8 protein-coding genes are annotated in these 14,110 nt (G+C 40.6%); all 8 read right to left on the bottom strand.

Going from position 1 to position 14,110, the window contains the following annotated elements; genetic code table 11:
- Positions 1-2: 2 nt before the first annotated feature.
- A complete protein-coding gene (locus B4B65_RS05905) occupies positions 3-1,541 on the bottom strand; it encodes a SusD/RagB family nutrient-binding outer membrane lipoprotein (protein ID WP_293914270.1) in 1,539 nt (512 codons plus the stop codon).
- Positions 1,542-1,551: 10 nt separating this feature from the next.
- Positions 1,552-4,566 carry a SusC/RagA family TonB-linked outer membrane protein gene (locus B4B65_RS05900; protein WP_293914268.1) on the bottom strand — a complete coding sequence of 1,005 codons (3,015 nt, stop codon included), beginning with the start codon at positions 4,564-4,566 and terminating at the stop codon, positions 1,552-1,554.
- A 319-nt stretch (positions 4,567-4,885) separates the two neighbouring features.
- Positions 4,886-5,539, bottom strand: coding sequence for an N-acetylmuramoyl-L-alanine amidase (locus tag B4B65_RS05895; RefSeq protein ID WP_293914266.1), 654 nt, complete (start codon positions 5,537-5,539; stop codon positions 4,886-4,888).
- A gap of 123 nt (positions 5,540-5,662) precedes the next feature.
- Entirely contained in the window at positions 5,663-7,303 is a 1,641-nt protein-coding gene (locus tag B4B65_RS05890; protein ID WP_293914264.1) for a SusD/RagB family nutrient-binding outer membrane lipoprotein, read from the bottom strand.
- Between the two features lie 4 nt (positions 7,304-7,307).
- Positions 7,308-10,397, bottom strand: coding sequence for a SusC/RagA family TonB-linked outer membrane protein (locus B4B65_RS05885; RefSeq protein ID WP_293914262.1), 3,090 nt, complete (start codon positions 10,395-10,397; stop codon positions 7,308-7,310).
- 291 nt (positions 10,398-10,688) lie between these two features.
- Positions 10,689-11,714 carry a phosphodiester glycosidase family protein gene (locus B4B65_RS05880; protein WP_293914260.1) on the bottom strand — a complete coding sequence of 342 codons (1,026 nt, stop codon included), beginning with the start codon at positions 11,712-11,714 and terminating at the stop codon, positions 10,689-10,691.
- Positions 11,715-11,725: 11 nt separating this feature from the next.
- Entirely contained in the window at positions 11,726-12,535 is an 810-nt protein-coding gene (locus B4B65_RS05875; RefSeq protein ID WP_236582320.1) for a DUF4397 domain-containing protein, read from the bottom strand.
- A gap of 13 nt (positions 12,536-12,548) precedes the next feature.
- The gene (locus B4B65_RS05870) at positions 12,549-14,108 is read right to left on the bottom strand and encodes a SusD/RagB family nutrient-binding outer membrane lipoprotein (RefSeq protein ID WP_293914258.1); all 1,560 of its coding nucleotides are present in this window, start codon (positions 14,106-14,108) and stop codon (positions 12,549-12,551) included.
- Positions 14,109-14,110: the final 2 nt, after the last annotated feature.

The raw sequence follows: 14,110 nt of genomic DNA, 5'->3' as shown, positions 1-14,110 counted from the left end.
TCTTAATCTTTTAATGTTGACTTCTCTGCCCACCAAACCGGTTTAAATACCCAGTCTCTGGACGATGCACCTAAGCGGGCAATTTCTTTAGGATTGTACACATATTCTGTCTGCGGATCATAAGGCAAACGCTGAATATATCTCCCTGTCCATTCTGTAAGCGCATATCTTGGGTAATACAAATTCGGATAAGCCTTCTTGCTGTATCCGTACCGTCTGATATCTGTCCAGGTCTCTCCCTGCAGGTAAAGTGCGATATATTTTTGAAGCATAATATCAGCGATAGTCAATGCGGAAGCATTCTGTGCAACCTTAGCTGACCCCATGTAACTGATGATTTGCCCTTCAGCTACACCAAGTCTTCTCAGATTCAAATCTATGCCCGTATGGTAAGAAGCCAGCGCACCTTCTGTATCTCCCAAGTAAAACTGTGTTTCAGCTTTGATAAAATAAAGTTCTTCTTTTAAAAGGATCGGATAAGGAGAATCATCTGAAGTCCAGAATCCGTTTCGAAGGTTTGCAAAATCCTGATAAACAGTCCCTGTCGGAAGATTAACATCCCGCAGCCCTTCAGACATTTTAGCACCCATATATTTGTTATTTGCTCCCGGCGTTGTCAGCTTAAGTAAACGAGGATCATATACCTTATTTACTTCGTCTATCGTCAGTGATTTCATTAGCACATCCGTTGGAAGAGTGGTTTCCAGATCACTTTTGATATCAGCAAACTGAAATGCTTCTCCGGCAGGAGGCGGACCTGAAGGTCCCCAAAGATTGCGTTGCCAGGATGATGTCGATCCTTTTGGATAAGTATAAAGCGCATCGGAAAAATTTGTTATTGCATTGTTTACAATTGTCAACAGCTCCTGATGTCCGTTTTGAAAATTAGCTGTTCTCAACTTTACACGAGCTCTTACCGCTTCGGCCAAGCCTTTCCATTTATTAAGATCACCCTGATAAATAATATCTGTCTTGGCAGTCATGGACAAAGCCTGATCACCTACATTATTCAGATCAGCCACACCCTCATCCAGAAGAGCAAGTATATTTTTCAGAATTTCTTCCTGGCTATCATACAGCGGATTAAAAGAGCCTATATATGCTTCTTTCATTGGCATATCTCCAAATACGTCTGTCGCACTCAGGTAACTCAATGCAAGCATAATTTTGCCCACACCAATGTAGTTATTCGATCCTTCTTCCTTAGCACGGACAATCATACCAGCCTGTCCGATAATATTACTACCAACATCAAAATAATGCCACCTCCATGCACCCAGACGTGTAATACTGTTGTAATTCCAGGTATCTGTCTGTGCATTACTATTTCCCGTTCTTGTCGTCAGGTAATAGCTGTGATAAGCACCCCAGCGTGCCTGAGAGTACAACGAATACGCCAGATTGGCTTCTATTGCAGCCAAACGCTGTGTAGAAGGTACGGTTACCGGATTCACAGGGTTCTCATTAATATCGAGTTTACTACACGAACTTACCACGACCAGGGCAAGTACTGTTGTTATGTTTTTTAAAATTCTAGTCATGATCCGATGCTTATAAAGAAATATTAAAACCAAAAGAGTAGGATTTAGGCAATGGAATAGCGCCATTATCTACTCCCATCGTACTGGCTCCGGAGCCACCAGCATTTGGTCCGGCACTGTTTACCTCCGGATCTCCTCCCGAATAATTAGTAATAACGAAAGGATTCTGCGCAGACAACTCCAGACTCAGGTTATTTACACCCAATCGTTTGGACCATATCTTCGGCAACGCATAGCTTAATGTGATATAGCGCACACGAGCCCAGTTTACCTTTTCAACAAAGTTTGTTCCTACCTGATAGTAGTTATTTGCAAAGTAACTGTAATCCATCACCACTGATTTCTCGTTCTTGATGTACGTTCCGTCATTTTGCTGCACAACACCATTGAATACAAATTCTTTATCTCTCCATTCTCCGATATCATATGCTGTACCTACAGACATCATACGCTGACGACTGGCATTCAGAATATCTCCTCCGAACCTGAAATCCCATAGAAAAGAAAGGCTGATATCTTTATACCGAAATTTGTTCATCCAGCCGATATTAAATTCAGGTTCGCGGTTTCCGATATACTTCTCTTTAGAATCAATGATCGGGTAACCATCTGCATTTACAACAACATACCCTTCATCTGTTCTTTTATAGTCAGTACCTACAATCCCCAACACAGCATCATTAAGCGTTGTTGCGGCTGTACCGGCAGTAAGCTGTGCATTCGTATATTTGAATGTCACGATATCTCCCGCAAATTCTAACATTTTTGAAGTATTACGCCATGCGTTTAGTGTTGATGACCACGTAAAATCATCTTTCTTAATTGGCGTTCCGCTAAGGGAAGCTTCGATTCCACGATTACGCAGCGAACCTGCATTGAAAGTCATAATGACATATCCCGAAGGCAGAGGCACACGCGGAGTCATAATCATATCAATACTCTTACGTTCATAGTAGGTTAAATCCAGATTCAGTCGGTTTTTAAACAAACTTAATTCTGATCCGATCTCAAACTCACTGGTTTTCTCCGGTCTCAGATCCGGATTACCTCCTGTAGCACTGGTCACGAATCCACCTCCCTGTGTCTGCGCCTGCACCAGATTGGTATTGGTACGGTAAATAGGAGCATCTTTACCTACTTTGGCATAACTCACACGTAATTTACCAAACCAGGAATCATGATCAAACAGTTCGCTATAGCTAAAACTACCGGAATAGGATGGCGAATAGAATGAACGTGCATTTTTAGGCAAAGTAGAAGACCAGTCATTACGTCCGGTTACCCCAACAGAAACGATGTTTTTGTACTCCAATTTGAAATCCCCATAGATTGCATAGCGCTGACGTCTGGACCATGTATCTGTAAGGCTAAGGTTTTCACGCTCCACCACATTCGGAGAGAAGATATCCTTTACGAGCAGACTTTCACCCATATAACCAACGCCTTTACTATCAAAGTAATCACTTGTTCCTCCCAAGATCAACGTTGCACGGAAATCGTTATAGAATTTACGGTCAAATGTGGCATTGAATATCGATGTTGTATACTTTGTATTCGTGTTGGATTCTGAAACCCGGCCATCAAAATAAGTTCCCGGAGTTCCCGGCGTGGTGATAATACGGTACTTGGATGCTGTAAAATCCTGTCCCAGCTGATACGAAAGTCTCACCCAGTCTGCAACTTTGTAATCAATCCTTCCATTGACCACAAAACGTTCCACGTCGTTGTTTCGCGGATTACGCATAACACCCCACATAGGTGAGATCATTGCATTACGTCCATCATCCTCTGCCTCAATATATGAATACAAGGGTTCTCCATTGGGTTTCTGATACGAAAGAATATCGTATCTGAGTGGATAAGTCAGAATACTATTAATCCATCCTCCTGAGTTTACTCCTCCAAGACCTTCCTGAATATTGTTTTTGATGTAATTTGCAGAAGTGGTCAGTTCCAGTTTTGAACTTAATTTAGCTGTTCCTTTTAACAGGAAGTTGATTTTCTCCTGCTCTGTATTAGGCACCATGGATCCTGCATTGCGGTATCCTCCGGACATGTAGTAATTTAATTTCTCACTACCTCCATTGACGTTCAGATTGACATCATGCGTTACAGCCGTTTGAAAGAAACGATCTATATTATTGTACACAGTCTCATCATATCTAAATTTCCGACCCCATGAACTTCCTGAGGTTTCATCGTATACTCCTCCTGTTCCGGTAGTATAAATACCTTGCTGACGAGGTGTACGTCCCATAGTCTCGACAAATGCCTTGTACGATCCATTGATCTGCATCGCTCCGGCTTTACCTTTTTTAGTTGTAATAATGATTGCACCGGAAGCGGCATCAATACCATAGAGTGCTGCAGCCGCCGCTCCTTTTAATATGGAGATATCCTCAATATCAGCAGGATTAAAGTCCGCAATCCGGTTGACCGTTCCATTAGCAGAAGAATTACTCACACGGATACCATCCACGATCATCAGTGGCTGGTTGTCCCCTGTCAGTGTACTCGATCCCCGGAGAATAATTTCTGTCGGCAGTCCCGGCGAACCTCCGGAAGATGAAATCTGCGCTCCTGCGATCTGCCCTTGTAATGCATTCAGGACATTCGATTGATTGGCATCCCGGAGATCGTCTCCTTTTACAGTCTGCACGGAATAGGTAAGGCTCTTTTTATTACGCTCAATTCCCATTGCTGTGACCACCACCTCGTCCAGACCTTTCATATCGGGTGACAAAGTGATGTCTATTACAGACGATTCACCTACCACACGTGTGGCAGCCAACATCCCAATGTAACTAAAAGAAAGAGTCTGCCCTTTAGCAGCCTTGATCTTATAATTACCACTTGCATCGGTCACTGCTCCAACGGCAGTACCCACAACTTTAATTGAAGCGCCCAAAATAGGTTTTCCATCCTCCTGTGATGTGACCACTCCAGAAATTGTTAGTTCCTGAGCAGTTACCACATCCAAAAGGCACACTAGCATTGCCAACAGCAATAGTAGATGTTTTCTCATAGTGAAAAAATTAGTTTATTCTTTAGTAGTTGTTAAATTGGTTTTGCGTTTTCATGTCGGTTAATTGGCAAAACGTGATAAAAATAATAAAGATTTTGAGTTTAGAAAATAAAACAATCAACTAAAACACGTTAAAACGTGCAAAAATAGAATATAAAACATCTTTAAACTGAAATAACGCACTATTGAAAGTGCGCACAAAACCGCATTAACGTGTTTAAAATCTTATTATTTGAATCAAAAAAGGAAAGAAGAGAAAACAAAAAAAGTGTCATTTAGACACTTTTAGGTAATTTTTATGTTACAGTAACAGTTGAGCTTAAAAGGAAAGCTTTCTAAGGGTTGTATTTTTCAATCCTGAACGCAGCCTTTTCATAAAATCCAAGCCGGGATCTGATTTTCCGGTGATATAATTGGGATCCGTTTCTTTCCACCATTTGGTTTTCTTGAACTGCTTATATTCCAGATGGCCAATGACAAGTTCAATGGGATACTTCTCCGATAACTGATCAATAAGTTGTGTATTGGCTTTCAGTTGTGCATCTGTTAACGGATTTTTCTCACTTCCTATGTTTTCGATACCAATGGCGCAATAATTAAGACCTATGGTATGTCTCGCAAATACGGTATCCGGTAAGAACTGATAGATCGTACCATCCCGGTCAATGACGTACTGCGAAGAAACATTAAGTTTGCTGGCTTTCGTAAGCTCTGGCCTTCCCGGCAATTGCACCGGATTAAAAGCATTAAAAGTAGATTTTACGCTGTTATTTGCAGTCCAGTGAACAACTACAATCTGAGGTTTTATAATAGCTTTTTTCTGATCTAAACCATGCCGTACTTTCAGGTATTCCAGCGATAATTGTTCCCGCTCGGCATTCCATGTTATTGGTTTTTGAATGATTTTTGGCGTTTGTGCAACAAGTAGCGTAGCACATAAGATGCTACAAAACATCATGAGGTATCTGTTCATCCTGTAAATTTAACAAATTATAAAAGCAAAAATCCACCAAAATCTGTTAAAATAATAAGAGAGGGCTGAATTCTCACTCAACCCTCTCTATTCGAAATGAAATCAGTTTTGGAAATATGTCCCTTACTTCTTATCCCAAAACACAGGTTTCGTAATATACGTTGGTAGACCTGCATCAGGATCAGCTTTAGTTACCTGATCAAGATTGTATTGGATTTCGTAAGAAGCGATAGCAAACCTTCTTGGCCAATCTGTCGGTCCCGGAAAAGAATTGGTAAAAACGTGACCTGGTCTGTTAAACCCTTTATAGATCCCTGTTGCTTCATTGTAATTACCAGATGCATCATTACAATAATCCATTCTTCTCATATCTGCCCATTGCTCCTGAGAATAAGACAATGCGATATATTTTTGAATCATAATATGGCTTAATGTCAATTTGCCCGGATCCTGAATTACAGAACTGCTATTCAAAAAATTAGCAACATTCAAAGCAGTAACCCCCATAATCTCCATATGGATTTTGATACCATCTTTGTAGGCTTGTAAAGCCTGAGTAGTTTGCCCCTTTTTGAAACGAATTTCAGCTTCAATAAATTTCATTTCCGCACCAGTCAGCAGAAGTCCCTTTCCCCCTTTTTGTGTATACCAGGTTCCGGTGGACAATACCCGACCACTAGTCGTTGCTTTAGCACTTCTTAAAGAGATGAAAACAGAATCTGCATGAGAAAATTTATTTGTTTTTTCATTAAACGTAACAGCAACCGGACCTGTATTAGGTAAGGCCGACTGCATATCTACTGCTTTAGTGCGTACTAAAGCACCAGTACCGTTGACCATACTCGGAACCAATAAATCCAGTCGTGGATCCACCATATTAGTAGCTCCTGTAGGTGCATTTGTATAGTTATTGGTAATATAGTCATAATAGAACTTAGTTATTCGCGCAGTTGTACCCGTATTTGTCCATTGCAGTGCAGCTTTTGAGTTATCCGCCACGTTGTTCACACTCTCATCCACATATTGATAAATTGTACCGTCTGCACTTGAAACAGGTGCTTTTGTTAATAAGTCCAAAATCTGATCCGGATCATAATTTGGTCTTTTACTCAAATGATTTAAAAAACGGGCTTTTAGTCCATATGCTAATTTAATCCATTTCTGCACATCCCCCAGATTATACGTATCTCCAACCTTAAGATCCGGCGCAAATTGATCCTGAGGTTTACTCAGATCAGCAATTGCTTCATCCAGCAAAGGCAAAATTTTGCTATACACATACTCTCCTTCATCAAATTTAGGTGTCAGATTATTAACAACATCAAATTCATCATAAGGTAGTATACCATAACAGTCTACCATGTAGCCAAAACCCCAGGCTCTCATGATCTTTGCAACACCCACATAATGATTAGCTCCAACTTTATTAGCGGCATCGATCATCGGCTGTATATTGACAGCCGTATTTACATACCAGGCCTGCCATGGCCATCCTATTGCCGCATTAGTCAGATTCCAACGCGTCATATTCCAGTTGTTGTTACTCGCATTTACTACTGCTAACTGCTGGGTAATGAAAGATGTTCTTGTACCCGCACTTTCATACCCATCAGCAAATTGCGCCAATATAGGTGGCAGCCTTTGCTCCGCAGTAGGCACAGTTGCGTTTGCGGAATTAGGGTTATCATTAACATCAAGCCATTTGCTGCAGGCACTTAAAGACAAGGCCGACAGAACTGTTGCTATATATATAATTTTTTTCATTGTATTAGAACTTAAGATTTAAACCAAACGTTACTCCTGCAGTGGCAGGTACACCTGCGTAGTCTACACCAACAGATCCTGAACCAATCACACCTGCACCAGCAGCACTGACTTCAGGGTCCATTCCGGAATAATTCGTCAACAACCAAAGGTTGGTTCCGATCGCTGTAACAGAGGCTGCTTTAAAAATTTTAGAGCGATTTAATAAAGCAGAAGGCAAACTATAAGTCAAGCTAAGGGATCTCAGACGTAACCAGTTTACTTTCTCTACAAAATGAGGTGTATTTAATGAATAGATATCCCTGTAATACTCTTCAGTAGCCACTACTTCGCGGGTAATTTGTTCATATTGCTTGGTATTAGGATTTAATCCCATACCTGTAAATGATACTTTTTCACCTCTATTTTCAGTGTTCTTACTCATTCCGTTAGCCGTCAACAAATATTCCGTACTATTAAGAATATCGCCTCCTTTTCTGAAATCAAATAAGAAGGAAAGCTCCCAATTTTTATAAGTAAATGTATTATTAAGACCTCCAATAAAATCAGGTTCGCGGTTTCCTATCGGATACGTTGCTGTTGTAGAAGTCAAAGGATACCCTGTATTCCAGTCTAACAATAGATTTCCGTTGGCATCCTTCTGCCAAATAGATCCACTTATCCCCATAAAATCTCCATTACCGAATGAAGCAGCCTTACCATTACCAACCTGCACGTCAGTCACATACAAAATTGGCAAAGCAGCAGGTAAAGATTTAACAACACCGTTATTATGAGAGAAGTTTAATGCTAAATCCCATTTAAAGTTTTCTTTCTTAATCGGGCTTGTATTAATAGAGACCTCGATCCCTTTATTTTCAATCTCTCCTGTATTAACATAGCTTAAGATATATCCTGTAGCATTGGAAACACGAGGCTGCAGAATCTGATCTTTAGAGTTGTTTTTGTAATATGTAAACTCCAAACCTAACTTATTGCTGAATAATCTCAGGTCAGTACCTACTTCAAACGAAGTTGTAGTTTCGGGTTTCAACTGATCATTTCCACGGGTCCACTCATTTCTAAAACCTCCTCCAATAGTTAATTGGATATCCTTCAAATAAGTATTTGTCTGATATGGAGGCGCATCTTTACCCACCTGAGCCCATGAAGCTCTTAGCTTTCCATAAGATAAAATATCATTTTTCTCCATTAACTCCGTAAAGATCAAACTTCCCGAGAATGAAGGGTAGAAGAACGATCTGTTTTGAATGGGTAGTGTAGAAGACCAGTCATTACGACCTGTAGCACTTAAAAACAATAAATTTTTATACCCTATACGTAAATCTCCGTACACACCTAAAAGGCGCTTATTTGTAATCACCTCATTCAGGTATCGGTTCTTAGGATCCGCATTATTTATACTTTCAAAGTTAGGTATAGAAAACTGCTCAGCCCGCATAGAATTAGCTTGTATACGTGTATCTTCCGCAGTCGTACCCAACAAGAAATTCAGATCCCAATCCTTTGCGAACTCTTTATGAAAGTTCAACATAAAGTTAGAATTGATATAATTGTATTGTCTCACATTTTCAGAGAGCATACCTTTCTGCCAGGCTTCTTTTACTGCTGAACCTGGTGTAAGAATAGATCTGAAATTGGTCGTATAATTATCAACGCCTAATTTATAAGTAGCATCCAACCAATCTGTGATTTTCACATTTGCATACACATTTCCTAAGAAACGGTTTGTTTTATCTTTTTGCGGATTTTTGTTAATTGTCCAATATGGATTGTCTACATTATCCTGCAAAGCGACATTAGGCAATAACAAGATTTGCTTACCACTGGGATCAATCCAGTTTTTCATATCCACATTGCGGGGAAATGCCAAAATAGACTCCATATAACCCATTCCCGATCCTCCCCAAAGACCTGAACCTGTCAACGTCTTTTGTGTAGTGCTATGAGAATAAGAAGCATTCGCTCCGAACGTAAATACACCTACCTTCTGCTCTCCATTAAAACGAAAAGTAGTTCTTTTAAAATCGGTTGTTGGCACAATCCCTGATTGATCAAGGTTAGAACCGGATAAATAAAAATTGCCATTAGCATTTCCTCCAGATACATTAAAAGAATTATCAAAACTTGTAGCTGTCTGATAAAAATCTTCTAAGTTATTATATATCGTTTCGCCCTGAGCGAACGCATCACCCCATGATAAATAGGTATTATCCGTAATTTTATTTCCCTTGTAATTAGACCCTTGCTTGTATTTGGATTGTAGTTTTGGTAAACGGTTCACCCAATTCGCTCCAAAACGAGAGTTAACACCAATGGTTGCAGAACCTTCTTTACCACGTTTGGTAGTAATCACAACTGCACCAGCTGCTGCCCGCAAACCGTATAATGCCGCCGCCGCAGGTCCTTTCAATACCGAGATTGATTCTATATCTTCCGGGTTCAAATCTAATGCACGGTTACCATTTGTTGTCGAGATATTCGTGTTACCATCAAAGGCAGAATTATCTCCTTGTCCTGTTGAGTTATCCATTGGCATCCCGTCAATCACAAATAAAGGTTGATTATCACGCTCTAATGAAGTTCCTCCACGAATGATGATAGATGCAGAAGCACCTGGAGATCCGCCCGAATTCGTAACATTTACCCCAGCAATTTTACCGTTAAGAGAATTGATGACATTCGGATTCTTATTTCGCATTAATTCATCCGATTTAATATCCTGAACAGCATACCCTAATGCCTTTTTCTCTTTTTTAATACCCATCGCCGTTACCACGACTTCTTCAAGAGCTTCTTCCGAGCCGGACATAGATACGGAGACTGTATTACCGGCCCCGACTGTTTGCTGCACTTCTTTCGATCCTACAGAACGGAAGATCAACACATCTCCAGGATTTGCCTGGATTGTAAAGCTACCATCCGGAGCAGTTTTTGTTGTGACAGACTTTCCTTTGACAAGAACAGTCACACTGGACAACGGCGCCCCATCTGCGGAATTGGTAACCTTCCCGGAAATTGTTTTCTGCTGCGCCATCAAATTGACTGAAATGAGCATCAGCCAAAAAAATAATAAGAGTAATTTTCTCTTCATGTTTGACAGTTTGTTTATGGTTTATAAATAATAGAATAGTTTAGATAATAAGCATGTAATATGGTCTGGTCAGTATAAACAGGACAATGTCCTTTACAATTTTAGCAATTTATTTTCTAAAACTGCACTATTTTGCTTCTTTTATTTAAATTCGAGACAAAATAACACAATTAAACCTCAAATTCAACCTCAAAGTCTGCAATAAAACGCAAAAACAAGGACATAACAGCGTTCTTAACAAAAAAAAGCGGGCAGAATATCTGCCCGCTTATACTATAAACGTTAAACTTATTATGGCCGCAGCACAAATCCTATTCCATTCGCTGTGGCAGATCCGGTTTTATTAACCGGTCTGTTCAACATATCCCAACGCAGGCCTTTTGCATCTTCCTTCCTCTTTACCATAGCAGAGAAATTCCCTCCATTTGTAAAAAATGCTCTGCTTGATCCCAGAGTTTTCATGACTACGCCCAAATCATTCAGTGTGATACCTGTTGAAAAGGCATCATCTCCTCCATCGACCACCACGCAGATAACTTTTTTATCCGCATTAATCCCTATTGCCGTACGTGCAGATACTGTAGCAGTCGTAGATGTTATCAGATTATTGTTAAAAACAAGCCAGTTTGTTCCGGAAACTAAATGATAAATGGTATTCAGATCCACCGCTTCCGCAGGATAAGTTGCACTTGGTCTGTTTCCGATAAACGGCACTCCAGCCTTTGTAACAGCAAAATACGGAATAGTAAAAGCAGTCGCAGTAGTGGTATTCGTTTTGATCTGCCTTCCATAGCGTATATACGACCCCGATGGTGCATTCACCGTTGTTCCGGAAGTCAATACGGCATCTCCGTTAATGGCGACCATCATTTTTCCTCCTGATCCCGATTCATTATACTTTGCCATTTCAGGTAAAATCTGAGTAGCATAAAGCACCTCATTAAATGGACCGAGTGCCTGAACAGCAAGCTTAGGTTTGGATAAATCTATTTCCAGAACATGCATACTGACAGGGAGATTCAGTCTATTGAGGTAACGGATGTGCGTATGAACGATCCCCTCTGCAACAGTTGTAGTCGAATCCAGACGAAAAGTTTTGATAATATCAGTATTCGTAATAATACTTTGGGTCAAAGCACCGATTTGATTATCAGGAGGAATAGTATCTTTCTCTACTATCACTTCCTTATTCTCAAATACAGGCCAGTCATCCCTTTGCTTACAAGATGTAAATGCTGAAACGATAAACACAGAAGTCACAACAAACGTCAACGCATGTTCAACGCTCAATGACAAAAATTTTAAACTTGATTTCATAGCGTAGTCATTTATCGTATGTTAAAAAATGAAAGATAAGGCTTCATAGCAGTACTTGTCTGTCCGTTATATCCTAACGCAAATGCAGTATAAGTCCGCTGATTGACAATCGTACCTGCATTACCATAGAACGCAATAACAGTAGCATTGGTCACTGCTGCCCCCGCAGGTCTGACCTTCCAGGTTCTGGAGACACTTCTGTTCAATACAAAGTATTCGCTCATCTCCATAAACTTAATGTTACTCGCCACCAGAGAATCCTGAGTTGCAACCTGCCCTGCAGCTGTAGTGGAGAAAAATCCATAATACAGATCTACTGCAGGCACATTAGGCATCAGATTTACAAACCGGTAGCGTGCATACAAGGAGTCCGGTACGGAGAAATCTTCTTCTGTCAAAAGGGATTTGGTATTTGCTGCCGTATCCGCCAAATGGAGGGTATAACGTTTGCCCGCTGTCAGCATAATATTCGTTTCATAAAGAATTAACGAATCCGTACCATCATCTTTCTTCTTCGGGAGACCCAGTTTGACATTTACATTGCCGGATTTGATCCTTAGAAAATCCGCTCGTGAATCTCCTCTTGTATTCCATCCTCCTCCCGGATACGGTTCACGGGCACGAATAAGTGGCGTTACACGCTGATCATTAAATTTGACATACATGTATCTGTCGTCCGGATATACACTCGCCATATTGATCTTGACAATAGCGTCATCGTTGGTCATGAACTCCAGATTTCCATAATCCTTGACCGACTTCTCGCAGCCGAACAGGGATACGAGACCAAGCACGCATATAATTAGTTTTATTGATTTCATAACTTCAAAAATTTCAATCCGTAGATTTTGAAAACCATAACTCCTTTGTGATATAATCAGGCTCTAAACCACCCCATTTAGCTAACTCATCCGCATTCCATACATATTCCGAATTGTAACGGGGGCGCACACGATACCCATATTTCTTGTACACCAATGTAGACGGATCTATTTGCTGATACTGTCTGAAAACAGTTGCATCATAATGGTATTTTCTCAGGTCGCACCATTGTTCCAGTGAACCCCAGCCCCACTGTGCAATATATTTTTGCCCCATAATGTCAGCTATCGTCAATTCAGCTGCAGTTTGTGCAACCTCTGTACTTGCCAGATATATGCCGATTTCTGTTGCTGTAATGTCTTTTTCTCCGGAAGCCTCCGCTACAGCATAGCGACTCACAAAAGACATGTGTGCCGTTATTCCATTTCGATAGGCTGCAAATGCGCCGTCCCGCTGTCCTTTTATCAGCATAGCTTCCGCTTTGGCAAACTGTAGCTGTGAATACGTCATTAATGGAAAATCTACCGTATTCTTAAAGATAAATTTACCTCCGGCACCTACTACAGAAGGAACAGTCGAATTAGAAATATTGGGCGTCCCTCCGATGAATGTACTATCGGGAAGTCTAAAGTTCAACATTCTTGACAATCGCGGATCCAAAGAAGTCTTTGCGGCCTCCTCAAAATCCCCTCTTACACCTCCGGTTAAGTACCGTAAAATCGGCAAACCCGCTTTACTGTAATATGTAGAATTAAGATATCCTCCATCCGTTCCGAAAATATTTGATGTTTCCGGTGATTTCCCGCCAAACTTCACTCCGGCATCATCCGCTGCAGAAGTAAAGGAAAGATCTACATAACGGATTACAGAATCAGCATATTGGGAAGAAAATTCAGGTTTATTAACCAGGTGGCTATATTGCAATGCCAGAATTCCATATACAAATTTTTTCCAGCGATCCATATTCCCTCTGTACAGATTATCACCTGACGCAGAATTCAGATTGGCAGAATAATTAAGCGGACTTTTCAGTGTCATATAATACAGTGAAGAATCACACCACTGACGCACTTTAGCATACACTTCAGGCTGATCCTGATATTTGAATTTTAATAAATCATTGCGTAAAGCTTCATCCAGAATTACAGGACCATGATAATCTGTCAGCATCTGATAGCCCCATGCTTTGATCGCATAGCCAATTGCAGCATACTCATATTTCTCATTTTTGATCGCATCTTCGAGCATTACTCTCAGATTGTGTCCATGATTATAATACACCATCCGCCACATGACCCCACCGACGTCACTTACGCCACCAATATAGCCATGTCTTTCCCAGACCAGAGAGTTAAAATCAGAACTGCCCCCTACTATACCCTGTGTAAATTTGTTTATAATACGCGCATCCTGAGAATAACCATTAGCCATCTGATAGACAATCGGTGCCAGAAGCAATTCAGCTTTTGCATCCTGTGGAAATGACGGGTTATCATTAATGTCCAGATATTTTTTACAACTGGTCAGCAAACCCACTATGAGTACCACCAGTAATATTTTTGTACTTTTCATAA

This window comes from Sphingobacterium sp. UBA5789 (assembly GCF_002418355.1).
Classification (GTDB): domain Bacteria; phylum Bacteroidota; class Bacteroidia; order Sphingobacteriales; family Sphingobacteriaceae; genus Sphingobacterium.
Note: the sequence above shows the minus strand (reverse complement) of the source record. Positions and strands in the feature narration are given on the sequence as shown.